The organism is Denitrobacterium detoxificans (assembly GCF_001643775.1).
GTDB lineage: Bacteria > Actinomycetota > Coriobacteriia > Coriobacteriales > Eggerthellaceae > Denitrobacterium > Denitrobacterium detoxificans.
Genome location: NZ_CP011402.1, coordinates 1,460,928 through 1,487,927 on the forward strand (window position 1 = coordinate 1,460,928; position 27,000 = coordinate 1,487,927).

At 57.9% G+C, this 27,000-nt stretch carries 24 protein-coding genes and 1 tRNA gene; 5 read left to right on the top strand and 20 right to left on the bottom strand.

The features are described 5' to 3' along the window. Positions 1 to 291 precede the first annotated feature (291 nt). A tRNA-Pro gene (locus AAY81_RS06235) sits at positions 292 to 368 on the top strand. A 552-nt stretch (positions 369 to 920) separates the two neighbouring features. On the opposite strand, the gene AAY81_RS06240 is transcribed toward AAY81_RS06235, so the two are convergent. From AAY81_RS06240 to dinB, 11 genes are all read right to left on the bottom strand, one after another. Beyond that, the gene (locus tag AAY81_RS06240) at positions 921 to 3,113 is read right to left on the bottom strand and encodes an NlpC/P60 family protein (RefSeq protein WP_082867898.1); all 2,193 of its coding nucleotides are present in this window, start codon (positions 3,111 to 3,113) and stop codon (positions 921 to 923) included. 151 nt (positions 3,114 to 3,264) lie between these two features. Further along, complete coding sequence (locus AAY81_RS06245) at positions 3,265 to 4,500, bottom strand: dicarboxylate/amino acid:cation symporter (RefSeq protein WP_066662757.1); 1,236 nt, start codon at positions 4,498 to 4,500, stop codon at positions 3,265 to 3,267. Between the two features lie 149 nt (positions 4,501 to 4,649). Beyond that, the gene (locus AAY81_RS06250) at positions 4,650 to 5,615 is read right to left on the bottom strand and encodes a bile acid:sodium symporter family protein (RefSeq protein ID WP_066662763.1); all 966 of its coding nucleotides are present in this window, start codon (positions 5,613 to 5,615) and stop codon (positions 4,650 to 4,652) included. Between the two features lie 10 nt (positions 5,616 to 5,625). Then, positions 5,626 to 6,471, bottom strand: coding sequence for a pantoate--beta-alanine ligase (gene panC, locus AAY81_RS06255; RefSeq protein ID WP_066662771.1), 846 nt, complete (start codon positions 6,469 to 6,471; stop codon positions 5,626 to 5,628). A gap of 10 nt (positions 6,472 to 6,481) precedes the next feature. Next, positions 6,482 to 6,832, bottom strand: a complete 351-nt coding sequence (panD, locus tag AAY81_RS06260; RefSeq protein ID WP_420838404.1) for an aspartate 1-decarboxylase — start codon at positions 6,830 to 6,832, stop codon at positions 6,482 to 6,484. A gap of 139 nt (positions 6,833 to 6,971) precedes the next feature. Beyond that, positions 6,972 to 8,177 carry a bifunctional phosphopantothenoylcysteine decarboxylase/phosphopantothenate--cysteine ligase CoaBC gene (coaBC, locus tag AAY81_RS06265; protein ID WP_066662778.1) on the bottom strand — a complete coding sequence of 402 codons (1,206 nt, stop codon included), beginning with the start codon at positions 8,175 to 8,177 and terminating at the stop codon, positions 6,972 to 6,974. A gap of 33 nt (positions 8,178 to 8,210) precedes the next feature. After that, the gene (hemH, locus tag AAY81_RS06270) at positions 8,211 to 9,254 is read right to left on the bottom strand and encodes a ferrochelatase (RefSeq protein WP_066662781.1); all 1,044 of its coding nucleotides are present in this window, start codon (positions 9,252 to 9,254) and stop codon (positions 8,211 to 8,213) included. Positions 9,255 to 9,314: 60 nt separating this feature from the next. Continuing rightward, positions 9,315 to 10,349 (bottom strand): RluA family pseudouridine synthase, encoded by a 1,035-nt coding sequence (locus AAY81_RS06275; protein ID WP_066662784.1) that lies wholly within the window; start codon positions 10,347 to 10,349, stop codon positions 9,315 to 9,317. Next, positions 10,349 to 10,885, bottom strand: coding sequence for a signal peptidase II (gene lspA, locus AAY81_RS06280; RefSeq protein WP_143117352.1), 537 nt, complete (start codon positions 10,883 to 10,885; stop codon positions 10,349 to 10,351). Before lspA ends, AAY81_RS06275 begins: the two co-directional genes overlap by 1 nt. A gap of 3 nt (positions 10,886 to 10,888) precedes the next feature. Next, complete coding sequence (ileS, locus tag AAY81_RS06285; RefSeq protein ID WP_066662787.1) at positions 10,889 to 13,750, bottom strand: isoleucine--tRNA ligase; 2,862 nt, start codon at positions 13,748 to 13,750, stop codon at positions 10,889 to 10,891. A 262-nt stretch (positions 13,751 to 14,012) separates the two neighbouring features. After that, positions 14,013 to 15,323, bottom strand: coding sequence for a DNA polymerase IV (gene dinB, locus AAY81_RS06290; protein ID WP_240480560.1), 1,311 nt, complete (start codon positions 15,321 to 15,323; stop codon positions 14,013 to 14,015). 106 nt (positions 15,324 to 15,429) lie between these two features. Between dinB and AAY81_RS06295 the strand changes: the two genes are divergently transcribed. Continuing rightward, the gene (locus AAY81_RS06295) at positions 15,430 to 16,572 is read left to right on the top strand and encodes a pyridoxal phosphate-dependent aminotransferase (RefSeq protein ID WP_066662792.1); all 1,143 of its coding nucleotides are present in this window, start codon (positions 15,430 to 15,432) and stop codon (positions 16,570 to 16,572) included. Between the two features lie 149 nt (positions 16,573 to 16,721). On the opposite strand, the gene AAY81_RS06300 is transcribed toward AAY81_RS06295, so the two are convergent. Next, positions 16,722 to 17,645, bottom strand: coding sequence for an AEC family transporter (locus AAY81_RS06300; RefSeq protein WP_066665058.1), 924 nt, complete (start codon positions 17,643 to 17,645; stop codon positions 16,722 to 16,724). Positions 17,646 to 17,883: 238 nt separating this feature from the next. Between AAY81_RS06300 and AAY81_RS06305 the strand changes: the two genes are divergently transcribed. Next, positions 17,884 to 18,483: a TetR/AcrR family transcriptional regulator gene (locus AAY81_RS06305; protein WP_066662795.1), complete on the top strand. Its 600-nt coding sequence runs from the start codon at positions 17,884 to 17,886 to the stop codon at positions 18,481 to 18,483. A 39-nt stretch (positions 18,484 to 18,522) separates the two neighbouring features. After that, on the top strand, positions 18,523 to 19,668 hold the full coding sequence (locus tag AAY81_RS06310) for a DUF5692 family protein (RefSeq protein WP_066662798.1): 1,146 nt from the start codon (positions 18,523 to 18,525) through the stop codon (positions 19,666 to 19,668). Positions 19,669 to 19,743: 75 nt separating this feature from the next. Here the strand turns inward: AAY81_RS06310 and AAY81_RS06315 are convergent, their stop codons facing one another. From AAY81_RS06315 to AAY81_RS06325, 3 genes are all read right to left on the bottom strand, one after another. Beyond that, entirely contained in the window at positions 19,744 to 20,148 is a 405-nt protein-coding gene (locus AAY81_RS06315; RefSeq protein ID WP_066662801.1) for a helix-turn-helix domain-containing protein, read from the bottom strand. Next, complete coding sequence (locus AAY81_RS06320) at positions 20,148 to 20,534, bottom strand: hypothetical protein (protein ID WP_169815802.1); 387 nt, start codon at positions 20,532 to 20,534, stop codon at positions 20,148 to 20,150. The genes AAY81_RS06315 and AAY81_RS06320 overlap by 1 nt, the downstream gene beginning before the upstream one ends. Before the next feature lie 208 nt (positions 20,535 to 20,742). Continuing rightward, a complete protein-coding gene (locus AAY81_RS06325) occupies positions 20,743 to 21,450 on the bottom strand; it encodes a macro domain-containing protein (RefSeq protein ID WP_066662806.1) in 708 nt (235 codons plus the stop codon). Between the two features lie 101 nt (positions 21,451 to 21,551). Here AAY81_RS06325 and AAY81_RS06330 point away from each other — a divergent pair, with 101 nt between their 5' ends. Continuing rightward, positions 21,552 to 22,208, top strand: coding sequence for a hypothetical protein (locus AAY81_RS06330; protein ID WP_156501502.1), 657 nt, complete (start codon positions 21,552 to 21,554; stop codon positions 22,206 to 22,208). 18 nt (positions 22,209 to 22,226) lie between these two features. Here AAY81_RS06330 and AAY81_RS06335 read toward each other — a convergent pair whose 3' ends face one another. From AAY81_RS06335 to AAY81_RS06355, 5 genes are all read right to left on the bottom strand, one after another. Beyond that, positions 22,227 to 22,646, bottom strand: a complete 420-nt coding sequence (locus tag AAY81_RS06335) for a hypothetical protein (RefSeq protein ID WP_066662811.1) — start codon at positions 22,644 to 22,646, stop codon at positions 22,227 to 22,229. Between the two features lie 180 nt (positions 22,647 to 22,826). Next, positions 22,827 to 25,115: an ATP-binding protein gene (locus AAY81_RS06340; RefSeq protein WP_066662813.1), complete on the bottom strand. Its 2,289-nt coding sequence runs from the start codon at positions 25,113 to 25,115 to the stop codon at positions 22,827 to 22,829. Positions 25,116 to 25,338: 223 nt separating this feature from the next. Further along, the gene (locus tag AAY81_RS10585) at positions 25,339 to 25,551 is read right to left on the bottom strand and encodes a hypothetical protein (protein ID WP_066662815.1); all 213 of its coding nucleotides are present in this window, start codon (positions 25,549 to 25,551) and stop codon (positions 25,339 to 25,341) included. After that, positions 25,526 to 26,026: a hypothetical protein gene (locus AAY81_RS10590; RefSeq protein ID WP_205630814.1), complete on the bottom strand. Its 501-nt coding sequence runs from the start codon at positions 26,024 to 26,026 to the stop codon at positions 25,526 to 25,528. Before AAY81_RS10590 ends, AAY81_RS10585 begins: the two co-directional genes overlap by 26 nt. 65 nt (positions 26,027 to 26,091) lie before the next feature. After that, positions 26,092 to 26,994 (bottom strand): hypothetical protein, encoded by a 903-nt coding sequence (locus tag AAY81_RS06355; RefSeq protein ID WP_066662820.1) that lies wholly within the window; start codon positions 26,992 to 26,994, stop codon positions 26,092 to 26,094. Between the last annotated feature and the right edge of the window lie 6 nt (positions 26,995 to 27,000).

Genomic DNA, 27,000 nt, shown 5'->3' on the forward strand with positions numbered 1-27,000 from the left:
TAGCCGCAATCATTGCGAATGAAATAAGCAAAAACGCTATCATGGCCCCAAACCAGCACTGTTCCGCCCCCAAGCAGAACATAATTGTAACACCCGTGGTAGCATATTTAAATTGTTGCGAAGCAATACACACGATTCGTTTGATATGCGTTTCCCGGGATGCAGCATGAGCCACATTACACGTGACGCGGCGGCAAGAATGTGCAGATTGTGACCACAGAATAATTCGGGGTTGATTTGGCGCGCGGTTACGGCTAATATACTTTTCGCTGCTTGAGCAGCAAACACTTTCGGGTTGTGGCGCAGTTTGGTAGCGCACTTGACTGGGGGTCAAGGGGTCGCAGGTTCAAATCCTGTCAACCCGACCAGCTAAACAAGCGGGTCAGAAGATTTCTTCTGACCCGCTTTTTGCGTCCCTAGCCCACTCTCACGCGCGCGGCAAACACGGCGCTAACGCCCAAAACCCGCCTACGCAGAAAAATGAGCAAATCAAGCCGTCATAATGTAAGAAATGTAACTGTTTACACGCCCGCGAGACCACAAACGCTCGAATGGAAAATCACGACCTGGGATTACGCCGTCCCAGAAGTACGAGATGAACCCGTTTGTCCCACCGAAAAGGCGAAATCACAGAAATCTACGTGTAAACGGTTACATTTTTGCTAAATCGACCTGCGATTTTGCTCATTTCTCATAGGAGCGACCCCAGGTGACGCGGGGACGTACCTTCTGTCACCTCTCCAGGTGACGCGGGGACGGGCGTTCGAGGGTGACAGAGGGTACGTCCCTGTGTCACCTGGAAGATTTCTTCTGACCCGCTTTTTGCTTTCCTCATCCAGCCCCTAAGGCGAAACGCGGGTGACAGAAGGTACGTCCCCATGTCACCCTCAGCGGGACGCTGTCCATGGCGGTTGCGCGCCCTATTCCTTGCGCTGCTTGCGCATGCGGACGAAGGCCACGACGCCAATCGCTGCGGCGCAGATGATTACCATGGCCAGCGGCAGAAAGCCGATGAAGGGATCGCTCGTCTTTGCCATGCTCGATCCGTACGTACTCGATGCGGGATAGTGCGTGCTCGTCGACGTAGACGTGGAGCTCGCAGCCGCCTCCTCCACGGTAAACGACGCCGAAGAGGTGCCATCGTCGAACGCAACGGCAAGTGCATGCGTGCCCGCATCGAGCGTCTCCAGCAAATCCGCGGGCAGAGTAAGCACCACGCTGCCGCTTTCGGCGGTATAGCGGGACGAATCGACCTCTACCCCATCAATCGAGATGCCCGTGAAATGCGAGAACGTAGCAGCGGAGTCGCCCGAGCGCTCCACCGTGAACACGAGCGCTTCGTCACTACCCTTCTGCCAGGTGGCGCCATCGCCGGAAACCATATCGTACGTGGGAGCCACCACCGGAGCGGCAATTTCGAACGTACGCTTCACCGTGCCCGTATAGGCACCCGTACCCGTAATGGTAACCGTGGCAATGCCCGGTTCAACGTTATCCGCATACGTCACCTCGTAGTCAGTGCCCGCGACAAGGCCGGGAATCTCCACCAGGGGCGTTATGGGCGAACCGCTATACGGATAGGACGCATCGAGCGCCGTAACCGCCGAGTCGTAGAACGCAACGTCATACAAGCTCAATGCGGGCTCTGATGAGGACACGTAAGGCATGTTCGCCATGGCAAGGTTGCTAAGCCAAGTGGTCCGATTGCCTCGAATGATGTCGAGGGAATTAACCAGCACGCCCTTCACCTGCGTGGAGCCGGTATCGCCAAACAGATTGCCAATCGACCCGGCCGAGCTGATGACATACTCATGGCCGTCGGCATCGCCCAGGTACATCATCTCGTGACCAGGCATGAACAGCACGGTCCCCAAGGGCATCTGCCGAATGGCCGCCGCCTTGTGAGCATCGTCTAGCCCGGAAAGGTCGTACGAGCGCACCGGCATATTACGCTGCCACGTAGTATTGCGCGCCAGCTCGAGCCCAAAGCACTTGTATACGTCGCGCACATAACCCGAGCAGTCGTTCGCCTCGAGCATGCCTCCCCAGCCATACATCTCACCCAGGGAATTGAAAGCGACGTTGGCAATGTTCTCGCGCGTAAGGGGCAGGTAGCCCTCGCTTACGGGCTCCGATTCGGCAATGAGGCACACTTCCTTCGAATACGTGCCGTCGGACTTGCGTACAGGCAGATAGCAGACGTGATTGTTGTACGCCGAACGCGTGCCCACGAGCACACTCGCATCCTCCCAGTCGATGCGCTCGAGCACCGTGCCCATATACAGCAGCCTATTGGCGGTATTCGACGTAACGTTCGACTGCTCGGTTCGCACCTTGTAGCCAGTAACAACCAGCTCCTGACCCTCCGCAATGTCCCACGCGCTCAGCCACTCGCTCTTGTTGGCGCAAATGGCGACATCGGAAGCGGGAACCCAGCCACCATCCAGGCACGAAGAGCTGCAGTAGTAGAACAAACCATCGGTGGACACGGCGTGCACCACTACGGGCTCGTTTACGCGCAGCGCGCTCAGGTACAGGTTGTCATCATCAGCATCGCCATACGTTTGGAAAAGCGGACGATCGGTGGGATATCCACGAAGCGTGGTGTGAGTGGTCACGACGCCATACGGGCTAGCAATGGCAGGAGCTGCGCCATCGGTAGGATATACGGACATGATGTCATCGACATCGGCCTGGGTAAAGGGAGACCAATCCTCGTTGTACGTCTTGCCGACAAAGTCGTTTTCCAGCTCGCTACGCGCAGCTGCCGCAAGGGCCTGCTGGCGCTCAGCCGTAAGGTACGACGCATCAACAGTCTTCATATCCTGCAGGTGCGTATTGCCGGCCTTCACCGCCGCATCGTTCAACGCGTCGATGGTAGCGCGATCGGCCAAAATATCGGTAGCATCCGTCTGCTTCGCCACCCAATACGCCGCCGTGGACTTTTCCTGCGTGACATCGGGCAAGTAGATCACCGACGTCGACTGCGCCTCGAGCGCATCGCCATCGGCATGCGCATACAGGGCGAAACCGCCCATAGCTAGCAGCGCAGACAGACAAAGCGCAGCCACCACGCGTACGGACATGAAAGACCCGAAAAGCTTCTTTCCCATCGGAACCTCCAAACGGGAAGCGCGCACCGCATACGCACCACCTGCGGCTCGGCTACCCCTAGACCCTTTGACCTAGCAGAATACTACCAGATGGATAACAAAAACGGGAAGGGCGAACCCTTCCCGTTGACCACGCGATATACAGCAGAGGCTACGCGTTCTGCAGAGGCACGCGCTCGTCTTCCACGTTGAAGAGCTCGCGCGTTTCGGGCGCTTCCTCGGCCTGGATGCCGTGACGCTCCACGTACCCCGTCATGATGAGCGAGAGCGCGCCGTCACCCGTGACGTTGCAGGCAGTGCCGAAGCTATCCTGCAACGCGAAGATGGTGAGCACCAACGCGGTACCCGTGGCATCGAAGCCAACGACACCCGTGATGAGGCCCAGGGACGCCATGACGGTGCCCCCCGGCACGCCCGGCGCGCCAATGGCGAAGATGCCGAGCAGCAGGCAGAACAGAATCATGGTGGTCACGCTGGGCATGGCGCCGTAGAGCATCTTCGAAATGGTCATGACGAAGAAGACCTCGGTGAGCACCGATCCGCACAGGTGGATGTTCGCGAACAGCGGAATGCCGAAGCTGACCATGTCCTTGCGCAGCGGCTTGGCCTTGCCCGCGCACTGCAGCGCCACGGCCAGCGTGGCGGCAGAGCTCATGGTGCCGATGGCGGTAAGGTACGCAGGGCCGTAATGGCGGATGACCTGCAGCGGATTCTTGCCGGAATACGCACCGGCGATGCCGTAGAGCACGGCCAGCCAGATGTAATGGCCCAGAATGACGATGAGCACGACCACGATGAACACGGGCAGCTGCTGGGTAATGGCACCTTCGTACGCCAGACCGCAGAAGGTGCAGGCGATGAACACAGGCAGCACGGGAATGATGACCTTCGTTACCACGGCCAGCACGATGCGCTGGAACTCATCGAGAATCTGCGGGATAGCCTTGGCCTTCGTCCACACCGAGGCAAGGCCCACGATGATGGAGAACACCAGCGCGCTCATGACGCTCATGATCTGCGGAATGTCCAGCTGGAAGGGCACGTCGGGCAGGTCGCGCAGGCCAGCGGGGTCGGTGACGATGGACAGCTGCGGAATGATGGCATAGCCGGAAGCCGTGCTGAAGAACGCAGCGCCAATGGAGCTCACGTACGCAATGAGGATGGCGAACCCGAGCACGCGTGACACGTTGCTGCCCAGCTTCGTGATGGACGGCGCGATGAAGCCGATGATGATCAGCGGCACGCAGAACATGATGAGCTGGTTGAGGATGTACTTCACCGTAACGATGACGAGCATCACCTGCTCGGTTGCAACCAGGCCCACCAGAATGCCCACGACCACGGCCACGAGCAAAATGAAGGGCAAGCTGGTAACTACTCTCTTCATTGGTATCCTTTCCTGAACGCGCGAAACCCTTCTCGCGCATTTCCCTAACAGCGCCCTACTATACCGTTTTTTGCACTGTTCAGAGCAGAAAAATGCCGCTGGGTTCGCCAGCGGCATCAAAAAAGTTAGGCCTACCTATCAGCCATGCATTACGCACGCGCTGAAGATGCGGCAGGAGCCACCTGCTTGCCCTCGCGGCAACGCACGCTCGCGAAGACGCTGCCCGCGATGTTGTGCCACACGCTAAAGATTGCACCTGGCAGCGTGGCCAGCGGATTCGCCGCGAAATTGGCGGCGGCCAGGCTTACGGAAAGGCCACTGTTCTGCATGCCCACTTCGATGGCGAGCGCGGTGGTCTTCGCGTAGTCCATCTTGAAGAGGCGCGCGATGGCGTACCCCACGCCCATGCCGATGGCATTGTGCAGAACAACCACAGCCAGCACGAGCGCGCCGCTCTCCAGGATCTTGGTGGTGTTGGCGGCCGTGATGCCGGCCACGATGAAGGCGATGGCGAACACCGAGATGACGGGCAGAATGGGCTGAACCGTCTGCATAGCGCGATGAGCGAAGGCGCTCACCACCAGGCCGGCAATCACGGGCAGCAGAACCACCTGCACCACGGAAACGAACATCGCCACGATGGAGACCTCAACCCAGGCGCCGGCCAGCGCATACACGAGCACGGGCGTTACGAGCGGGGCCAGGAGCGTGGACACGATGGTCATACCCACCGACAGGGGCACGTCGCCCTTGGCGATGTAGGTGATCACGTTGCTGGCCGTGCCGCCGGGGCAGCAGCCCAGCAGAATGACGCCAAGGGCAATGTCCGCAGGCAGCTGCAGCACCGTAGCCAGCGCCCAGGCAGCCAGCGGCATGATGGTGTACTGCGCCACCGCGCCAATGAGCACTTCCTTGGGGTGCGTGAACACGACCTTGAAGTCGGAAGGCTTGATGGTCAGGCCCATGCCGAACATGATGACGCCCAGGAAGATGGTGGTGTAGCCCGTGGCCCACACAAACGCCTGGGGCACCACGAACGCAAGCGCGGAAAGCGCGATGATGATAAGCGCAACGTAGCGCGTAAGAACACTGCCAATGGTTGAAAGAGCTCGCATGATATCCCCTTTACTTTGCGGGCTGGTACACGAAATTGTCGATAAGGCGCGTAGAGCCAATGCGCACGGCCATGGAGACCAACGCCTCAGTGTCGAGCGCGTCGAGCGGCTGCATGTCGATAGCGTCGTTCACGCACACGTACTCCACGTTCGCGCGCGGCTCCTCGGCAAGCACATGCAGCATCTCGCCCACCAGCTCGCTTGCGGGCATGCCATCGTGCGCAACCTCCTGGCCGCGGAACACCGAACGGCTGAGCACCGTAGCCGCCTTGCGGTCCTCGGCGGAAAGGTACGTGTTACGCGACGACTTCGCCAGGCCATCGCTCTCGCGCACGATGGGACACCCCACGACCTGCACGTCGAAGTTCAGGTCATCGACCATCTTGCGGATGATGGCAAGCTGCTGGGCGTCCTTCTGGCCGAAGTAGGCGCGGTCGGGCTGCACGATATTGAACAGCTTGGAAACCACGGTGCACACGCCGCGGAAATGAATGGGTCGCGCGGCGCCTTCCAACGTAGAGGACAGGTAGTCGATGTTCACAAACGCATGCGCGTCGTGGTACATCTCGCTGGGCTCGGGATGGAACACGTACGTGGCACCCAGGCGCTCGCACAGCGCGCAATCGGCCTCGAAGTCACGCGGATAGGCATCCAGGTCTTCCCCTTCGGCGAACTGCGTGGGGTTCAAGAACACGCTCACGACGGCAACGTCGTTTTGGGCAACGGCGCGCTCGATGAGGCTGGCATGCCCCTCGTGCAGGTAGCCCATGGTAGGCACGAGGCCAATGGTCTTTCCCTCGCGCTTCAGAGCGCGCAGCACGCGCTTCGCTTCGGAAATGGTGGTAATAACTTGCATGGCTCCCCCTCTATGCCAAGTCTTCCAAACGGCCATGCGCTTCGTATCGGGTGATACGGGACGCATGATTGAACCCATCCACGAACACGACATGAGGCTTTGCGGATGCGGCCTCTTCTTCGTCCATCTGGGCATAGGCCATGATGATCACGTGATTACCCACGTTGGCGCAGTGAGCAGCCGCGCCGTTCACGCAAATGACGCCGCTCCCCCGTTCGCCGGCAATGGCATAGGTGGCGAAACGGTCGCCCCGTTCCACGTTCGCGATTTCCACGCGCTCGTATTCGCGAATGCCCGCAGCGTCGAGCAAATCGGCATCGATAGTGATGCTGCCGATGTAATCCAGCTCGGCCTGCGTCACGCGGGCGCGGTGAATTTTCCCATGTAGCATGGTGGTTAGCAAAACAAATCCTCCTGATCCCTCTGACGTGCTAAAGGATGCTATCAGGAGGAACCAGGAGGAACAAATAGATTTAATTTATGCGGGGTATTGCGGGGAACTACTCCTGCCCATGCATAAGCGACAGGGCCTTATCGAGCACGATGTCGGCCAATTCTGCCTTGAGCATATACGGAACGTGCTCGTCACCGTCTTCGGTGACCATCCAGATCTCGTTGCCCTCGGTACCGAACGCCAAGCCATTGCCCACCTGATTGGCAATGATCATGTCGGCGTTCTTCGCCAGAAGCTTCTTGCGCGCGTTGGGCACCACGTCGTGCGTTTCCGCAGCGAAGCCCACGACCACCTGGTCGCCCTTCGCATGGCCCATCTCAGACAGGATGTCGGGGTTTTCCGCCAGGCGAATGGTGGAAAGCGCCGCGTCGTCGAGGCCCTTCTTCAGCTTGTGGTCGGCTTCGTTTTCCGGGCGCAAGTCGGCCACAGCCGCAGCGAAAATGGCCAGGTCGCACATGGGGAACACCTCGGCCACGGCGTCGCGCATCTCGCGCGCAGTGCGCACGGGCACCACGGTGACGCCCTCGGGCGCGTCGACGGCAACGGGGCCGGAAACGATCGTGACGTTGGCGCCGCGCTTGGCAGCGGCCGTGGCGAGCGAATAGCCCGTCTTGCCACTGCTGAAGTTGGTGATGTAGCGCACCGGATCGATGGGCTCGATGGTGGGGCCAGCGGTAATCATGAGGTTCATGCCCTTCATGTCGCCGGAAATGCCCAGCGTCGTAAGGGCGCGCGATACGATGTCATCCACGGGCGCCAGCTTGCCGCGACCCACGTAACCGCAGGCCAGATAGCCCTCCTGCGCCTCGATGATCTGGTAGCCACGCATTTCCAGAATGGCCATGTTGTTCAAGTTGGCCGGGCTGGTGTACATGTTCACGTTCGCCGAAGGGGCAACGATGATGGGGCACGAGCATGCGATAGCCGTGGACGTGAGCAGGTCGTCGGCAATGCCATTGGCCAGCTTGGCAACCACGTTCACCGTACATGGCGCAATGAGGAAGAGGTCGGCTTCCTCAGCAAGGCTGATGTGAGGAATGGGGTCGCCACCCTCGGTAAACATCTCGACGCCCACTTCTTCGTGCGTAAGTGCGCGGAAGGTAAGCGGGGTCACGAACTTGGTAGCGTGCTCGGTCATGACGACCCTCACGCGCACGCCAGCGTTCTGCAGACCTCGAACGATCTCGCAGGCCTTATACGCTGCAATGCCGCCCGTAACGCCAACCAGGACGGTCTTCTGCTCTGAACCCATCTGAATGCTTTCTACTCGTTCGCGCGAGCGTACCTAGTCGCCAAACGCGCTTTTCCCTATATTACGGCGAAGCACATCGGCAATAATGCGAACGTGCTCCTGGCTATCGTTGAGACACGGAACCCACACAAAGCGGCCGTTCGTGTTCAGGGTATTCGAAATGGAGCCATCAATGGCAGGTTTCGCCGGCTTCGCCCCCGCCCCCTCGAGCGCGGGAACCATTTCCTGCGGGATGTCGTACATCGTCTCCAGGCAGTCGATGGCAAACCCCGGGCATGCAAAGAACACGCGGAAGTCCTGGCTGCGCCAGCTTTCCAGCACGTCAAGCGACAGCGGGGACGCCCAGGCCTTGGGGTTGTGGCCAAAGACGCTCTGGTACGACACGGTAACGCTCGCGGGGTCGATACCCAAACGTTCGGCCACCAGGCGCGTCGTTTCGCGCGTCTGCGTGCGGTACGTGTCGCCCGCTCGCTCGTCCTTCAAGGGAATGGCATGGAACGAGAGCATCAGGCGGTCGCCCGAAGCAGCGTCGAAGCCCAGGTCGCGAATGCGACGAGCCATCTCGTCGATGTAAAGGGCGTTGTCGTGGTAGTTGTCGATAATGCAGCACGGCGGGCGCCAGCCGACTTCCTTGCGGGCGCGGTTGAACGCGTCGATCACGGCAAGCGTGGGCGAATAGGCGCTCTGCGGATACAGCGGCAGCAGCACCAAGCGCTCCACGCCAGCGTCGCGCATCTCGCGCAGCACGCTGGCAATGGCGGGCTGGCCATATGACATGGCACTACGCACCACAACGTCTTCGCCACCAGCGGAAAGCTCCTTCCCTACGGCCTTCGCCAGACGTTCCTGCAGGTAAATGAGGGGCGAGCCATTCTCGTTCCAAATGAAGCGATAGCGCTCGGCCGACGTGAACTTGCGCTTGGGCAAGATATGGCGGAAGACGAGCCACTTCCAAAGCGGGCGCGGCATCTGGCAGATGCGGTCATCCATAAGGAACTCACGCAAATACGATTCGATGGCATCTGGTTCGGGAGAGGCGGGCGATCCTGTGTTGGCAATGATGATTCCTGTTTTCATTCCAGTCCAATCTGCGCCAAGCGCGTAAGAGTTAGGCTTGCCTGTCCCTGATGAAGTTGATTATAACTGCAGGTCGGGCGTTTGCGCCTGAGCTTCGGCCATCGCCTGCAAAATGCTCTCACCCGCAGCGGTGCGACCCATGCTGCGCGGCGCCAGCACATCGAGCACCTCGCGCAGATCGGGCGGGAACCCGTCGATCAGGTGAATGTGATCGCCCGTCATGGGATGGTCCACGTCGAGCGAATAGGAATGCAGGAATTGGCGCTGCAGGCCCAGCTGCTGCTGTTCGTTGCCCCAGCGATAGAGCGGGTCGCCCACGCAGCAGTGGCCAATGTGCTCCATATGCACGCGAATCTGGTGCGTGCGACCGGTGTAGAGCTTGCACTCCAAAAGCGTGAAGCCCTGGTCCTTCGTGCCCTGCTCGAAGCGCTCGAGCACCGTGAACGTGGTAAGCGCATTGCGCGCCGTGGGCTTGTAGGAAATGGCCATGCGCAGGCGGTCGAAGTCAGCACGCGCGATGGGCTCGTCGATCATGCCGGTATCGTAGGCGATGTTGCCATGTACGAGCGTGATGTACTTGCGCTCGACGTCGTGCACGCGGATGAGCTCCTGCAGCGCTGCACCGCAAGCATCGCTCTTCGCGCACATCATAAGGCCGCTCGTGTCCATGTCGAGCCGATGCACGATGCCAGGGCGGTCGTCGCCCTGCACATGCGCCAAGCTGTCGCGGCCATACGCATAGATAAGTGCGTTCACCAGCGTAAACGACGGATGATTGGGCGCGGGGTGCACGCACAGCCCCGCCTGCTTGGAAATGACGATCATGTCGTCGTCTTCGTAGCGAATATCGAGCGGGATGTCCTCGCCCCGCAGGTCGATATGCTGCGCTTGCGGCACTTCCTCGTACACGATGGTGTCGCCCGCGCAGACCTTCGTCTTCTTGGTAGCGGTGGCTCCGTTCACGAACACGGCACCCGCCTCGATCTGCTTGGCAGCCTGGCTGCGGCTTTCGTAGCAATCGCGCAGCGCCAGGTACACATCAAGACGCATACCCTCGTCTTCGCCACCTACCTGGCACATGAGAGCACGAGCCATTATTCGCCCTTGCCCGCGTCCACGGCAGTGGAAGCCTCGTCGGACGCGAAGACGGAAAGGAACAAGCTGATCATGAGAAGCGCGATTCCCACCGTAACGCCGATATCGGCCACGTTGAACACGGGGAAATCGATGAACGTGCAGTTGATGAAGTCGACCACGTAGCCATACGCCAGGCGGTCGATGGCATTGCCCAGGCCGCCCGAGGCAACCAGGGCAAGCGAGATGACTTCCAGCAGGGCAACCTGGCCCTTACGCGCCACAGACGCGAACCACATGATCACGACAACGCTGATAATCACGCTGAAGATGCCCAGCGCAAACGTGGACTGGCTGAAGATGCCCCAGGCAGCACCGGTGTTGTGAACCAGAATGAACTGGAACAGACCCAGCACGTTGTCGGCAAACACATGGCCTACCTGGCCATTGTCGAATGCCACCTTGGTGATGCGGTCGAGAATAAGCCAAACGGCCACGATGACCGTGAAGGCCACCGTGGCTTGCTTGGCGGAAAGTCGCTTCATGGCGTTGGGCATGCGCTATTCCTCGGTGAAGCCGATTTCGTCGAGCACGTTGCCGCAGCGCTCGCACACATGCGGATGCGCGGCGTTGCCACCCAGGTCGCGGTAGTTCCAGCAGCGCGGGCACTTTTCCTTTTCGCTCACGCCGATGGTAGCGGCCATGTCCTCGCCCTCGCACTGCGAAAGCTCAACGCCGCTCACGATGAACAGCTCTTCGAGCATGCCGGCTTCGTAGGACTGCAGCGCGGCAAAGGCAGCAGCGGGAACCTGCAGCTGAACGGTAGCTTCCTGGCTCTTGTTCACCAGACCGTTGCTGCGCGCGTCTTCCAGCGCCTTGGTAACCACCTCGCGCGCCTGCAGCACGTAGGCGAAGGAATCGGCGATGGCGGCCGTATCGGCAGGCAGCGCGGGCACGAAGTCGTCGCGCGTGGGCCAGCCAGCCAGCTGCACCGATTCGGGACGACCCTCGCGGTTGCGAATGGACTCGGGGTAATGCTGCCACACTTCCTCGGTGGTAAAGCTGATGATGGGCGTCATGATGCGAACGAGCACTTCCAGGATGTTCATGAGAACCGTCTGGGCGCTGCGACGCAGCGGGCTGTTCGGGGCTTCCGAATACAGGCGATCCTTCAGCGAATCCAGGTACACGGCGGAAAGGTCGCCCACCACGTAGTCGTACAGCGCACGATACGCGCGATGATACTGGTACGCATTGAACGCAGCATCCACGTCGTTGAGCAGCTGTTCCAGGCGCACCATGGCCCACTGGTCGATGGGCGTGAGTTCGTCGAAGCTAGCGACGCAGTTCACCTGGTCGTCGAAGTCGGGCAACGAGCCCAGCAGGAAGCGGAACGTATTGCGGAAGCGACGATATGCATCGGACACGCGCTTCAGGATGTTGTCGGAAATGGACACGTCGACCGAGTAGTCGGTGGACGCAACCCACAGGCGCAGCACGTCGGCGCCGAACTTGTTGCACACTTCGTTCGGGTCGATGCCGTTGCCCTTGCTCTTGCTCATCTTCTCGCCGTTTTCGTCGACGGTGAAGCCGCAGCAGACAACGCTCTTGTAGGGCGAGGTGCCAAATGCGCCCACGCCGCACAGAAGCGAGCTCTGGAACCAGCCGCGGTGCTGGTCGGAGCCTTCCAGGTACATGTCGGCAGGCCACTTCAGGCCGTCCGCCTCGGCGCGGTGCTGCAGCACGCCCACGTTGGACACGCCGGATTCCCACCAGACGTCGAGGATGTCCTTTTCGGGAACCAGGTCGGTGCCGCCGCATGCGGAGCAGCAGGTGCCTTCGGGCAGGTATTCGGAAGGCTGCTTGGTGAACCAAGCGTCGGCGCCTTCGGTGTTGAACAGGTCGATAACCGCGTCGAACGTCTCTTCGGTAGCCACGACTTCGCCGCAATGCGCGCACTTGAACACGGGGATGGGCACGCCCCAGTTACGCTGACGCGAAATGCACCAGTCGGGACGGTCCTCCACCATGGCGCCAATGCGGTTGACGCCCCATTCGGGCACGAAGCGCACGTGGTTGTGAATCTGGTCGAGCGCCTTCTCACGCAGGCCCGTTTCGTCCATGGAGACGAACCACTGGTCGGTGGCGCGGAAGATGACGGGCTCGTGGCAGCGCCAGCAGTGCGGATAGCTGTGGTTGATGTCCTCGTGCAGGATGAGCGTGCCGCGCTCGCGCAGCCATTCGATGATCTTGGGGTTGGCGTCGTTCACGTCCATGCCGCTGAACGGACCGCCGGTGCCCATGCCCTCGCCCGTGTAGAAGCGGCCGTCGTCGTCGACGGGCATCACTACGGGAATGCCGAACTTCATGCCGGCCTTGTAGTCGTCGACGCCGTGACCAGGCGCACCATGAACGATGCCCGTGCCGTCTTCCAGCGTGACGTAGTCGGCGTGGATGAACGTGCCCTCTTCGCCAGCGTCGCCGAAGATGGGCTGCTTGTACTTGTTGCCAGCCAGCTGCTCGCCCGTGGCGTGCCAGACCTCGCCGTCCACTTCCACCAGGTTGCATTCCCAGCCGAACTTCTCGCAGCACTTCGCCGCCAGCTCGCGGGCGAAGATGGTGGGGCGACCGTCGTGCATGACGGCCACGTACTCGGCCTTCGGATGCAGGATGACAATAACGTCAGCAGGAAGCGTCCAAGGCGTGGTGGTCCAGATGGCCACGTCGACGGAGCCCTCGTAGGCTTCCAGGCCCGCAGGCGTGGTGGTGAGCTCGAAGCGCACGAAGATGGCGGGGCTTACCTCGTCACCGTATTCGATTTCGGCTTCGGCCAGGGCGGTATGGCAGTGGCTGCACCAATGGATGGGCTTGCGGCCGCGATACACGGCGCCATCCAGGTACATCTTCTTGAAGACTTCTACGTTCGCGCTCTCGTAGGTGGGCTGGAACGTGAGGTACGGATGATCCCAGTCGGCGTTCACGCCCAGGCGCTTGAAGCCATCGCGCTGCACGTCGACGAACTTTTCGGCCCATTCGCGGCACATCTTGCGGATGACCGACTGAGGCAGCTCGTTCATCTTCTGGGTGCCGATTTTCTTTTCGACCTCGTGCTCGATGGGCTGACCGTGCGTGTCCCAGCCGGGGATGTACGGCGTGAAATAGCCACGCTGCGCGTTGGTCTTGTTCACGAAGTCCTTCAGAATCTTATTGAAGGCATGGCCAATGTGGATGGGGCCGTTGGCGTACGGAGGGCCGTCGTGCAGCACGAACGGCTGGCCGTCCTTATTCTTCTCCAGCACCTTGTGGTAGATGTCGATGTCGTTCCACCACTGCAGGCGCGAAGGCTCGTTCTGAGGCAGATTACCCCTCATCGCGAAGTCAGTCTTGGGCAGAATCATCGTCTGTTTATACGCGTTGGCCACTTCTGTACCTTCCACATATGCCTAAATTTACAAATGGCTATTATAGGGGCAAAACGGGCGCGGTTGGGCGGCGGCGCAAAAACGCCAAATCCACGCGCGCGCCGAATGCGCGGTGCTGGGAAAATGGCGCAAGGCATGAAGCGCGGCGGTGCGCTGAGAACGAACCCGATGTATACAGCTGCTGGGCGTGCCGAATCCAGCCTCTCACCAAACGCGCATGCAAACGGACCTGCAATATGCAGCCACTGGCCGCAATCGACAGCTACTTGTAATCGGCGGGATTCTTGCTCGAGCTGCCCGTAAGGTTCTGGCGCGTGCGCATCTCGCGGCCGAACTGCACGGCGTACTCGCCAAAGCGATCGCGCACCATGTCGGTGGCCGTCTTCAGGTTCTCGCGTTGCTCTTCGCTGGGCAGGCTGGCGTCGGGCGCTTCGTCTTCTAGCTCAAAGAGCGAATCTTGCACGGGCGCTTCCCCATCGAATCGCGAAACGCCACACCCCACCAGGCGCACCGCCGTCCCCGGATGCCACAAGTCGCCGAGCATGGAACGCAAATGCGCCGCAATCACATACTCGTCGTTCGTGGGTTCGGGCAAGCGCTTCTGCGCGCTGCGGACGTTCAGATTCGCGTAGCGTATCTTCAGGGAAACCGTGCTGCCGGACAGGCCCTTCAGGCGCAGGCGACGCCCCACCTTCGCGGCCACGGTGCCAATGGCGGCCTCGATGTCGGCGCGCTCCGTAAGGTCATGCGCGAAGCTGATCTCGTTGCTCACCTGCTTTACCGGCTCGCCCGCGGAGATGCCGTCGGTGTCGGCACCCAGGCAGCGTGCGCGCATAGCCTCGGCATTCTTGCCGAACACACGCCGCAGCACGTCGGGATCGGCCGCAGCCACCTGGCCCAGCGTGGTGATGCCGAAATCCTTCAGGTGAGCCTGGGCCACGGGACCAATGCCGCTCATGCGCGACGTGGGCAGCGGCGCCAGGAAAGCCGCCTCGCGCCCCGGGTACACCACGGTGATGCCGCGCGGCTTGTCGGCTTCGGAAGCCGTCTTCGCAACCGCCTTGCTCACTCCCAGGCCGATGGAGCAGGTAACGCCCAGCTCGTGCACGCGGCGCTGAATGCGCATGGCCACGCTCACGGGGCTTTCCGGGCGATGCGCCGTGGGCGTGATGTCCAAGAACGCCTCGTCCACACTCACCTGTTGAATGAAGGGGCTTTCGCTTTCCATAATGGCCATGACCTGGCGCGACATTTCGCGATAGCGACTGAAGTGCCCTGGCGTCCAAATGGCTTGCGGGCACAGACGCCGCGCCGTGGCCGCCGCCATGGCGCTACGCACGCCAAATGCGCGCGCCTCGTACGAACACGTGGAGACAACGCCGCGCGCGTCGGCCGAGCCGCCCACGATAACGGGCTTGCCGCGCCACGCGGGATGGTCCAACTGCTCCACGGAAGCGAAGAATGCGTCCAAATCGAGGAGCATGATGGCACGACCGTTCCACGAACTATCGTTCGCCTGCACCATATCTTGTGGCACGAATGCGGTCTCATTGTTGTCTTGTTCGAATCTCATGATGCAAGAATAGCATGCGCCGTGTATTGAGGTTCCAATGTGCTAGCATTGACACTCACGCGCGACGTACGCGCTACGGAAAGCGGGTATTAGAGAGGGGTCACCTATGAGCATGCCATCCCTTTTGGGTTTCAACGGCACGGCCGACTATAGGCAAACCGTCACCACGCTCCCCCAAAAGCCCGTATGCCTTCCGTACGAATTACGCACCGAAATGACCTGGATGGATTTCTGCCATCCGGTAAACCCCATGGGAACCCCCAAGCCGTTCATCCAAGCCATGCATTCCGCCCTGGTGGAAGGCGAGCTTGCCTACGTTCCCGACCGCGACGGCCACGTGCTGCGCGACGAGCTGGCCCGCTATCTGGGCATCGACCGCTCGTGCATCCTGGTGGGCACGTCGGTCACGAAGATGATTCGCGCCACCGCGCAGGCTTATGCATGCGGCGTGGTGGGCATTATGATGCCCGCGCCCGCCGATTACGCCCTGGCAATTTCCAACGCTGGGCACGACTACATCGAAATCGAGAACCCCACGTCGTTCGCCACGCTGGACGCCTACACCGCGCGCAGCATGTACGGCGATTTCGACGGCATGGTTCTGGCGAACCCGTCCTACCCCACCTCGCGCCTGCTGCAAAGCGACACGCTGGTGCACTACCTGGAAACCTGCGGATGGGTCATCGTGGACGAAAGCTACATCGAGCTGGCATTTGGCGCGGAAAGCCTGCTGCCGCTCATCGAGCGCTACAGCAACCTGATCGTAGTGCGCTCGCCATCGGTCACCTTCGGCATGCCAGGCGTGCCGCTAAGCTACATTGCCGCGAACCCCGCTACCATCAAGCAGATTCGCCAGTTCTACGACGGTGCCGACGCCACCATGTTCGCCGAGGTGCTGGCCAAGTCCATCGTCCGCCACGGCGACTACCTGGAGCGCACGCACGAATTCCTGGACACGGAAATTCCCTGGATGCAGTGCATGCTCAGCCTTATTCCGGGCATTAGCATCCACCCCGCCGAGGGCAACTTCGTACTGTGCGAGTTCACGCCCGGAGAAGAGATGCGCCTGAGCGTTACATGCGCCGAAGAGCTGATCGTGAAGCTGCAGCTAGCGGGCTTTTTGGTAAACCGCCTGGCGGGATCGCCGGGCCTGCCCTCCGACGAGTTCTTCTGCGTCTGCGTACGCACGCGCGAGGAAAACCAGAAGCTGCTCGACGCTATGCGCGGCATCATCAACGGCGACAAGTAAGCTGCGACGGAATACTTACGAATGCGAGCGCTCGGGAAACCGGGCGCTTTTGTTTTGCGCGAAAGGGATCGACGAGCAGCGGCGCAGAGGCGGGCGGCGGGATGCGAACCCCACCCCATCAGCGCCTACGGCGCGCAACCGCACCGACGTTACAACAAGTACACCGCAACGATGAGCGGCATCGTGATGATGCACAGCAGCGTGGTGACGACATTGATGATGCTGGCGTACCCCGCGTCGTTGCCGTAGATGTTCGCCATCTGGTTCACCGTGGAAGCCGCAGGCGCCGCCGCACCCAAGAGCGTGATAAGCAAGATGTTGGAAGCGTCGGGCGCAAGGTTCGCGAGCAGCAATAACTTCATTGCCCCCAGCGCGAGCAGGGGCAGGGCCACCAAGCGCAGCAGCACGGGAACAGGCAAACGGCGGAACCGCACCAGGTCGGACGCCTTGATGCCGCCCATGATAAGACCCGTAAGCAACATGGCCAGCGGACCAATCATGCTGCCGACAGAGCTTACGGCGCTGCCCAGCGGGCCAGGAAGTTCGATCTGCAACAAAAACAGCAAGCCGCCCACGTACGTAGCAATCATGTTCGGCGAAAGCACAATCTGCCGCCAGTCAACCGTGGTCTTACCCTGCAGGGTGCTCTTCCCCACGCTCCACAAAAACGCGTTCTGCACGAAGATGAACGGCGTGCAGTAGATGACCCATTCGGAACCCAGCAGGCTCACGACCAGCGGAATGATGAGGTTGCCGGCGTTCGAGTACGTCACCGACGCGCGCTCCACCGCCGTAAGGCCCAGCGGGCGCTTCAGCAGGAAGCACACCAAGTTGTAGGAAGCCTGCACGATAACGGCGGCCAGGCAGGAAAGCATGAAGCCGGCGCGCAGGTCGTCGGTGAGCTCCACCTGAAAGGCGGAAATGATCATGCAGGGGCTCACGACGTAGAGCGAAAGCAGCGACACGCCATGGCTGTGCTCGGGTTTCGCGATGCCCGTTTTCACGAGTGCGAACCCCATGGCCATGATGATGAAGAGGGTAAATATGTTCCATGCAAGCGTAAGACTGAGCATGGGGCAATGATACGGCATGTCTGCGCGAGCGCGAGACCACACCACGGAAATGTTCGGCTAAGTTCATCTACTGCAGGCAGTCGAACAGCCGCGGAGCGGCCATTGCGCAGGTTTCCGCCATGAATTCCGGCCGCGCTCACTCCGTTGACGCATCGGGCGATGTGTTCATTGACGCTGCGTCAACGAGGGGCGTATATTCGAGCCATCAGGGTTGACACAGCGTCAATGGAGAGGGGCCATGGCAATGATCGACCAGATCGAAATCACCGATTCGCCAGACCGTCGTGCGGAAATCGTATCCGCCGCGCGCACCCTCTACGAAGAGCGCGGTATGGCGCATACCACCGTGAAGAGCATCACCGCCGCCGTGGGAGTTACGCGCAGCTTGTTCTACCACTACTTTCCCGACAAGGACGCCGTGACCGAAGCGGTCCTGGACGACTACGTCGAGGAGTTTCGCGAGATGGTGGAGCTCTGGAACGACAACCGCGAACCGGGCAACGTGCGCAAGGCGCTTCACGATTGCATCCGCATGCTCAAGCGGGGCGTCTTCGACAACGGATCGTTCCGAACAGATTTGGCCCACAACGAAAACGCAAGCCTCTACCTGCGTTTCCTCTCCCGCTCGGCCGACGTACTCGCGCGCTACCTCACTAACACCACCGCCGTGGCCTACGCGCAGAGCCATCACTTGGAAATCGAGCATGTATACGAGATGTTCTACATGCTCATCATGGGTATGGTCGCATTCATCCGCAGCCATCCAAACGCGTCCGACGAGGTCCTGGAAAGCCTCGTCGCGCAGACGCTGCATCTTGATCTAGGGGACAACGAGTAGCACGGTAGACGCCACTCGTTACAAGGTTAGGAGGAGATTATGCTATTCGACGTGTATGGGGCAAATGCGCTGTACCAATGGGTAGGCTGGGTGCTCGTGTTCGGTGGGCTCATCCTGCTGAACGAATTTGCCCGAAGAAGCAAGGCCGGCGGCATCATCATGTTCGTGGCGCTTCCCATTGCCATGACCATCTACTGCATCGCCGTAACGGTGGGCGCCGGGGCGGGCGCCGAATGGGCGCAGAACAACCCCACGGTCCTGTTCCAAAACGGCTGGTTCCACTACGCGAAGGTGTACGCGGCGCTTACCGGCTGCATTGGCTTCATGATCATCAAGTATCACTGGGGCAAGCTGGGCAAGGCCACCTGGTTTAAGTGCTTCCCGTTCATCATCGTGGGCATCAACATCCTCATTGCCGTAGTAAGCGACTTCGAGAGCTTCGTTCACCTGCTGCAATATAATGCGGGCGTCATCCAGGACCCCACGGTGCCCGGATCCGACGGCGCATTCGTCGACGCCGCCACGGGCTCGATCGTATGGGTAACTTCCGAGCATGCCACGCAGATTGCCGGTTTCAACAACCTGTTCAACGGCATTGCGGGCCTCATCGACATCTTCTGCATGACCGGCTGGTGGGCCGTGTACACGTCGAAGAAGAAGGATGACATGGTCTGGGCCGACATGACCTGGGTGTTCGTGATTGCCTACGACCTGTGGAACTTCTGCTACACCTACAACTGCCTGCCCAACCACGCATGGTACTGCGGCTTGGCGCTGCTTCTGGCCCCCACCGTGGCCGCGGCCCTTTGGAACAAGGGCGGCTGGATTCAGAACCGCGCCAACACGCTGGCCATCTGGTGCATGTTCGCGCAGGTGTTCCCGCAGTTCCAGGATTCCTTCCCGTCGTTTGGCTTCGACAGCGTGTTCGCCGTGAACTCTACGCTGAACACCACCACCAATACCGTAGTTTCGGTTCTGGCGCTTGGCGCGAACGTTGCGGCGATCGTCTACATCTTCTACCGCGCGAAGAAGCTGGGCGTAAACCCCTACAAGCAGGAAGTGTTCATTGGCACGCGCGATTACGAGACCGCCCGCGCCCGCATCGCCGAAGGCGAGCTGCCCGAGCATGAGGTTGCGGAATACGAACGCGCTCACAAGATTCTTGCTGGCGAGAAAGCTGCGTAAGGATCATCGACAACCGAGCAAGCTAGTATCGCCCCGGGCCTTGCGGCCTGGGGCGATTTTACAAACGGGAGCGCGCTAGGAAGCGGAGGCAACGCTGCCGGCTTGATCGGGGCAGGGAAACCCATTAACGTGAGCAGCCGATTCATCGTTGGTTACGAGATCGCGATTCAACTGCTCAAGCGCCTCTTTCCCAGGGACGAGCTTTATGGGAGCGACATCGCAGCCCAACGCCGAGGCGATTCGGGCGATAGTGCTAAGCCGCATGTTCGAATCCCGCGACAGGAGCTTTGAAACAGCCGCAGGTGAAATGCCCATTTTTTGCGCAAGTTCCTTCTGCGTCATGCCAAGATCCTTCATGCGCAGATATATTTCGCCTTGCAGATGCATGTTCATGGAAAACTCGATTACTTCCGGAGAAATCACCGCATCCATGTCGAAATAATCACCCATTAACTCCTGAAGAGTCATTCCATTCTTCATCACATCAAACCCCTCTCCAAAAGCTCGTCTACAATGAGCAGCTTCGGCGTAACGACCTTCACCATTTCGAACATCGACTTATGCTTATGCGCTTCAAACGCATCGAGCACGACGATCATCCGCCTATCACGCACCCAATATGCAATTACACGCCACAGAGTATTTCTAACGCGTATTTCGATGAGGCTCAGATCGCCATCGGCACGTATGGTGTCGAAATAGCGCCCATCAAAGCCAACAGCGATGCAGCTTTCGTAATCCAAGCTCGATAGATATTGAACAATTCGAAATAATTCGCCGTATGCTTGCGCATGCTTTTTGAAGCGCTTCTGCAGGATGTTCTCCCTTTCGCCATTACGAACAAGCAAGCAAAAGGGTCCCGACATACGCACGATACTCCAGCTCCCATTGTACATTAACCTATCCCTTCATTAGTAAACTTATAAGTTAAGTTTTAAGGGTGACGCGCCTGCAAAATGGTAAGCAGCACCCAAATGAAGGGAATCAGAACGCAATCACGAAGCGATGCGAAAAGGGTCGCGAAAGAGTCGCGGAAAGGATGCGGAAAGAGAGCGAGGAAACTTGAGGGGGCGCCTATTCGAAGTCGCCTTCGGTTGCATACCCGCGAGAAATGAGTCGCTCTCGTTTCAAACCATCGAGATCCGAATAATCGAAATCACTACGGTCGACAAGGGGAATTGACTGCACCTCGCGCAACGCATGCTGCAGCGAATCTGGCAAATCGAGCGAATGCGCGTAATGCCAGGAAAGCTCGGCAGGCGGGTCGGCAAGCTGACGGTACGCCTGCGCCATGAGGCGCGCGACCACATCGTGCGGCACCTTGCCGCAACCTGCACCAAAGGCGGGAAGCACAACCGCCTTCACTCCCCTACGCATGGCTTCAATGAGCGCCGAGCGCGCGGCATGGTAAACGACCATAGAATCGCGTACGACCGACGGCACACGCATGACAGGCGTATGAACAAGCGTTATGCCAGCGTGTTCGATTGACATACTGGTGCCTACGGGCTGCTCTCCGAACCAATCATCAAGAATCTTACGCTGCACGGCATGCTTGAGCCCCTCGCCGAAATACGAAATGATAGCCGCGTCGTAACCGGCGTCCATGAGTCCATACGAATTACCAGGCGCAACGATGCAGTCGACCTGGGGATGCACATCCATGAAGCCGGCGAAGTCATCTTGCACGACATGCACGACTGGGATGCCTTCGAATGCAAGTGCCCAGACGGAGACCATGCCAGGCTCCTGATCGAGTAGGTAGATGGTTGGGAGGTTCATGTGGTATTCCTTGGGGGCTCGAAGGTATTGGCCCAAGTATAACCAGAAAGCGGGATGCATGTCCCATTCTCGGTACGCCCGACAATTCGCCCTCCCCTACCATGGAACAAAATAGCATTCGCGCGGAAGGCGGCATCATGAACGGCGGTTTTTTCGATTTCAACGGCGATGGTCGCCTGAATGCTGGGGAGGCGGCCTTCATGGGCATGCTTGGAACGAAGTTTGCCAAGCAGGCCACTCGTGCAACGGAGGAAGCCGAGCACCAGGCAAACGAGCCACTATGGAAGCGCAATAACGACCCCGACGATGCAAACGACCGCGATGACGATGGAACAACCATCAGCATCTACGACGATGATCCCTTCGACCTCTTTGAGGACGATGACGAGGACTACGACATCTACGATGAAGACCTCGATGACCTGGACGAAAACGAAATAGACACCTCGAGCCGCAGCGCAATCATGCGAGCATTCAACGGCGGCACCTATTTCGAAGACCTTGGTTACCTAGTGGAAGAGGCAACCAATCTCGGCGTACGTTTTACGCCCGAAGACATCATCGACCTGTCGTACGAAGTCTGGGACCAGGACCTCCTTGTGCAACTCATCGCTCACAGCAAGCCGCGCTTCTTGCAAGAGCACGCCGACGAACTAGCCCCTCGCTGGGGCAGCGTGCAGCTGGAATACCAGGAGGAAGCCTTCGAGGAAGAGTCCAGCGATGGGAATACCTACCGAGTGAATTTGCTGGAGGAATAACGAAACCCAGGCTCTTCGCTATGCACGCATACTTGGATAGACTTCAAAGCTCGAAGAGTCGTTTACAAACGCATACATAGGAACGCCGAAGCCCTCACCGACACCCTTCATCAACGTCTCGATGAAATATTCAATCCATTCCTGGGCAATCTCGTCGCAACGCCCAAATTGAGGCGTAACCCATATACCGCTCTTCGCCTCCAGCGACTTCACATCAATCACGATTCCCAATGCCGCATCATAGAAGTCGAACGTACCCTGAAAGGCATAGGTGCTTTCCGTAGGCTCAATCGAGACCGTTAGGTTATCGGGAATATCACAGAGGTCGATCATCATCCGCCCGAGTATCTTCCCATTCTCCTTTTCAAACGTCGCTATTGTTCCATCTTCATTGAGAATGCTTTCAACCCTTTCGAAAGCCTTAATATCGCTAAGCACGCATCTCCCGCCTTTCCGCTACATAAATGTCAAGCTTGCCAATATAATCGCGCAGCATAATCGTCATCTACAACGCCATCTCCCGCCGGCACAGCTTGAAACCCGCGCGAGCACGCAACAACGCACAAATCACCTCACACGCAGCCACATCGCGCAATCACAGCGCTAGCAGATTTAGACCTAAGGCATAGGATTAGCGCCGGCCGAAGACGCAGTTGAAGCAGTTTTTGCGACCTCGTCGCACCAATCGAGTACATAAAATGGAACTTGGTCAAAATCAATCGGATCGAGCTGATACAAATAATCGCCACCAATATGGCACGTATCGTCCGCAAAACGCTCCATCACCTTGCCAAGTGAGTTCAATGTAGGGTCGCGCTTAAGCATCATCCTAATTAGCTGGAGCTTCTCATATGGAGCAGTCGTAGAACGATACACTGAGAGAAGGTGAGGAATATTCGCATGGTACGTCTCAACGGTCGCCCAATAGTCGAACGATATTCCAAGTTCTTTCTCTACCAGATTTTGACAAATGGCAACCGAATAAGAGCCATCCGAGACACTAGACCAATTACGGCGCAAGCAGACTTCAGAGGTATCGCGCCCATGAACTATCTCCGAAAGCAAACTAAACGAAATGCCCCACCGAGTGCGTTTGTCAAATTGGCTCTTCCGTAGCATTTCGCAAAGCGAACGAAGGTAAATCAATCCAATGATCAAATCCTTACCTGATGAATCGCTAATTCTCTTCTTTAGCATCTCAACATAAGGTCGGAAGGTTTCATCCGAAATCGAACTTCCCGACAATTCCCCGTGTGAATTGCAGCTAAGATACCAGAGAGCTTTTCGTCTAGCAGGAAAATGTTTCTTGGTGATTTTCGCAAGCTCCGATACAACAAGATAATCATGAGTTAGCAGCAGAATTGTTCTCGACCCACTCAGCAACAACTTTGAAAAGACGCTCGACTTTGTCGAGAACAGCATATACAGAATCGCAAATCGCTTGTCGATATCGAAAGAAGAAATTGGATCGTCGAACACGATTATTCCGCCAGACTTGGTCGTCGCCTGCAAGGCAAACAAGGCCAAGGAAAAGGCGTTACGCTCTCCATAACTTAACGCCGCAGCAACATCTCGAACTTCGTGCTTAGAACCACTAGCAGGACAATCAGCAACAAGCAGCACCTTGGCTTCAGCTTTTGAAATTGAATTTCGGATTTCAACGTGATACCGATAGCCGCACATATGCAAAAAGTCATTAATCTCATTCTCGCGGCCTTTTATATTAGCCGCTGCCTGAGAAAGCAATTGCTTGGACAAGCTTTCTAATTCTGCATGTTTAGAGCAAACGTCATGAACAGCGCGCACGATACCGTCCAACGCGCTCTGTTGCAGACTTTTCTTGCCGGAAACCTTTTTTCTAAAAAGCTTGCAAGATGCAAGAACGAGAGCAGAATCCGACAGCTCTTTAACAAGAACCGCTGCTTCCATACATCTTTCCTCGCGCAGGGACGATTCCATTCGCGAAATCGCTTCCCGAACCGCAATAGCATCCACGGAGAGAGAACAAAGATATTCTAAATCGCCTTGGGAGGGAGCCGAGCTTGGCGACATTATTCTCCGTGAGTTATTAACTATATCACGCGAAAAAATATCCTCATGATCCTCAAAAAGCGTCGCAAGTCTATGCCAAGAATTAACACTCGACTCTTCGAGGCCATCATCAAAGTCAAAACACTCAATAACCTTTGCGCTATCATCATTGCCGCAATACGGACATAAACCCGTCGTTTTAGGTTCGGGATGACTTTTGTGCCACTTCAACCATATAGCCTGTTCAGATAGGCTCATACTGCCCACAACCGGCTTAAGCGCGGACGGCAGCGGACCAATGAGCGCGCCCGACTTAAAGGCCTTGAACGGCTGACTCGCCTTGCTAACCTTACCAGGAGCCGCCTTACCGATTCCTTTTACGATCAAATCAAGATCCGAACGCAAAGCATCCGCATCAGGGGAAGCCAATACCCGTCGCAGCTTCATAAGCAACTTATCTCTTGCGCGTTCGCTCTTTTCGAAGGAAGCATCGCGTACATATAACTCATACGCGCCTTCCTGAACCGAACTTTCGGTAAAACAGTGTGAGTCAATCCATTCTTTGTTAAAGACCTCGAGGCGTTTTACGTTGCGAGAGCAATTTACCGACGGTTTAAACTTCTCATCTCCGGTTTCTGCATAGTCGAACGAGTACAGAGACTCAAACGCCTCGGGGGTTTTTAAATTTACATACGAAAGAGCCCTCGTAATCGTTGTTTTACCAGTGCCATTTTTGGCAAAGAAGACATTTAGCGCTTGCTCTTTGATCACGAGAGGACACGATTTAACAATATTGCGGCAATTAGATAGCTCAATTTCGTAGTCGCTTTTCGCCATTTCTCCCTCAATCCCCTGTAGACCTTCGAATCGATTCATATGCCAAAGAAATACATTTGTGGTTATTTATTATTCCACTCATACTCTTTCATTCAATGCGAAACCCAGGAAATACTGCCAGTGGCTATATTGCGGAAACGAATGAAAACGAGAGAGCTAACGGATTTGGAGGTCTAAACGGACCAGTTTTAATGGCGGACAAAGCGCATTGCCAAAATCTAATGTCCGTTCAACATCCCATAGATTAGCTTTTTGAATAAAGCTAGACATAATAGCGCCCCACTTCCCAATGTCTGTACGTCAACATCGAATTCGCGAATAGGCGGATGCCGCAATCGTAGTTGAAGGTCTTGGGCTCGAACTCGTAGGTGATGGCACCGGTCTTGTACCCCACGTTGCGGGTGTAGTCGCCGAGGCCGGTGACGGAGATCTTCGGGATGAGGATCTCCTTAGCGTTGTGGCCGGCGCGGACCATGCGGCGGCCGGAGTTGAGAATGCCCGAGCGGACGCCCTCTGGTACACCTCGTCGATGACCGAGGTGTAGCCTTGAGCTTGTCCACGACGTTGTCGTGGTCTGCGAGGAGCGCGCATGCCGCCTTCACATTGCGCACGCCCGCGAGCTGCAGCTTGAAATCGATGCGGTCGCTCTCGCCCTGGGCCTTGAGCTCGGCGATCTCGCCGCGCAGCTGCTCGGCCGTTTCGGCGTTCTTGGCGGCTTCGGCCACCTGCGCCTCAAGGGCCGCGATCTTCTCGTCTCGCTCGGCTATCTGCTTCTCGTAGTCGGAAGTATCGCCGTCTATCTGCGACTGACCCTGCTGCGTTTCCTGCCGCTCTTGGCCCTGCTGTTGCGAAGTGTCCTGCGCACCCTGCGTGGCTTCCTGACTGCCATTGGTCTCACCGTCCATGTTCCTGCCTGCCTTTCGTCTCGTAAGGCGGGCAGAGACGAACAATGCCCGCACCTTTACCGGTACGGGCATCGTCTTGGGGTGCCACAAGATGGAGTGCTTACCAAAGATTAGGCAATAACCAGCGGGCCCTCTTCATCAGAACCTTCGTCCTTCGTATCATCGTTGATCTGAGGCATCAGTCTTTCGCGAAACTCACTAGATTCGATAGGGACAAATTGCCCATTCTCATAGAGGCTTCGTCCAAGTATCAGCTCTAAGTTCGCAATCTGAGCAGCGTCAAATAGCTTAACGTCCCCTTCGAGGATTCTGTTCACACCGTCAATTAGTTCCCGAGAAGACAGCCTGTTGACCGTTTCTTGCCAGCCTAAGTAGCCACCAGCAATACCGTCATCAGCAATCTTCGCAGTCGATAGTTTCTTGATTCTTTCGGCAAGCATCGAGGCAAGTATCGCGATTTCAACAAGCGTCTTCTGAGCCTCCTCGCTGCTCATGTTCTCACGATATCCTTCATAGGCGGTATCGAGCTCTGCCGAGATAGCCTTCGGGTCAATTTGCAGGCTTGCTTCGGCAAGCTGCAGAGTCATAGGACGCTCAACCTGCTTGTTTTTAGACTTCTTTCCAATTCCCTTAAAGAAGCTAGCAATGTTACCAAAGAAACCCTTTACCCCTGGCACAGCAGCTGTCTCCCACCAGTGCTGCACATGTGGAGATGCAGCAGCAATTAGGGATATGAGCATCGCAGCCAATGCTTCTCCAGCCAATTGGGCAAGCTCCTGCTGTTCTGGGGTGAGTTCAACCTCTCTGCGCTCATAGTCATATTCGTAGTCGTACTGATCGCGTTCGGCATAACGGTCGCGTAGTTCGTCTTCGTCCACTTCGCGCATCTTCGCGTGTGCTTTGAGATTCCCGTCATCGTCATAAAGAAGGCCACGCTTGTAGTCGGGATCATCGGCAGCGTCTGCCATATGCAGGTTATCGTCGTATTCCACCTCGTATAGCTTTTTTGCCATGATTCG

What these genes read in the sequence shown, in the direction of transcription:
- AAY81_RS06240 (WP_082867898.1), bottom strand. Translation starts at nt 3,113, where the DNA reads ATGGGAAAGAAGCTTTTCGGGTCTTTCATGTCCGTACGCGTGGTGGCT.
- AAY81_RS06245 (WP_066662757.1), bottom strand. Translation starts at nt 4,500, where the DNA reads ATGAAGAGAGTAGTTACCAGCTTGCCCTTCATTTTGCTCGTGGCCGTG.
- AAY81_RS06250 (WP_066662763.1), bottom strand. Translation starts at nt 5,615, where the DNA reads ATGCGAGCTCTTTCAACCATTGGCAGTGTTCTTACGCGCTACGTTGCG.
- panC (WP_066662771.1), bottom strand. Translation starts at nt 6,471, where the DNA reads ATGCAAGTTATTACCACCATTTCCGAAGCGAAGCGCGTGCTGCGCGCT.
- coaBC (WP_066662778.1), bottom strand. Translation starts at nt 8,177, where the DNA reads ATGGGTTCAGAGCAGAAGACCGTCCTGGTTGGCGTTACGGGCGGCATT.
- hemH (WP_066662781.1), bottom strand. Translation starts at nt 9,254, where the DNA reads ATGAAAACAGGAATCATCATTGCCAACACAGGATCGCCCGCCTCTCCC.
- AAY81_RS06275 (WP_066662784.1), bottom strand. Translation starts at nt 10,349, where the DNA reads ATGGCTCGTGCTCTCATGTGCCAGGTAGGTGGCGAAGACGAGGGTATG.
- lspA (WP_143117352.1), bottom strand. Translation starts at nt 10,885, where the DNA reads ATGCCCAACGCCATGAAGCGACTTTCCGCCAAGCAAGCCACGGTGGCC.
- dinB (WP_240480560.1), bottom strand. Translation starts at nt 15,323, where the DNA reads ATGAGATTCGAACAAGACAACAATGAGACCGCATTCGTGCCACAAGAT.
- AAY81_RS06295 (WP_066662792.1), top strand. Translation starts at nt 15,430, where the DNA reads ATGAGCATGCCATCCCTTTTGGGTTTCAACGGCACGGCCGACTATAGG.
- AAY81_RS06300 (WP_066665058.1), bottom strand. Translation starts at nt 17,645, where the DNA reads ATGCTCAGTCTTACGCTTGCATGGAACATATTTACCCTCTTCATCATC.
- AAY81_RS06305 (WP_066662795.1), top strand. Translation starts at nt 17,884, where the DNA reads ATGGCAATGATCGACCAGATCGAAATCACCGATTCGCCAGACCGTCGT.
- AAY81_RS06310 (WP_066662798.1), top strand. Translation starts at nt 18,523, where the DNA reads ATGCTATTCGACGTGTATGGGGCAAATGCGCTGTACCAATGGGTAGGC.
- AAY81_RS06315 (WP_066662801.1), bottom strand. Translation starts at nt 20,148, where the DNA reads ATGAAGAATGGAATGACTCTTCAGGAGTTAATGGGTGATTATTTCGAC.
- AAY81_RS06320 (WP_169815802.1), bottom strand. Translation starts at nt 20,534, where the DNA reads ATGTCGGGACCCTTTTGCTTGCTTGTTCGTAATGGCGAAAGGGAGAAC.
- AAY81_RS06325 (WP_066662806.1), bottom strand. Translation starts at nt 21,450, where the DNA reads ATGAACCTCCCAACCATCTACCTACTCGATCAGGAGCCTGGCATGGTC.
- AAY81_RS06330 (WP_156501502.1), top strand. Translation starts at nt 21,552, where the DNA reads ATGGAACAAAATAGCATTCGCGCGGAAGGCGGCATCATGAACGGCGGT.
- AAY81_RS06340 (WP_066662813.1), bottom strand. Translation starts at nt 25,115, where the DNA reads ATGAATCGATTCGAAGGTCTACAGGGGATTGAGGGAGAAATGGCGAAA.
- AAY81_RS10585 (WP_066662815.1), bottom strand. Translation starts at nt 25,551, where the DNA reads ATGGTCCGCGCCGGCCACAACGCTAAGGAGATCCTCATCCCGAAGATC.
- AAY81_RS06355 (WP_066662820.1), bottom strand. Translation starts at nt 26,994, where the DNA reads ATGGCAAAAAAGCTATACGAGGTGGAATACGACGATAACCTGCATATG.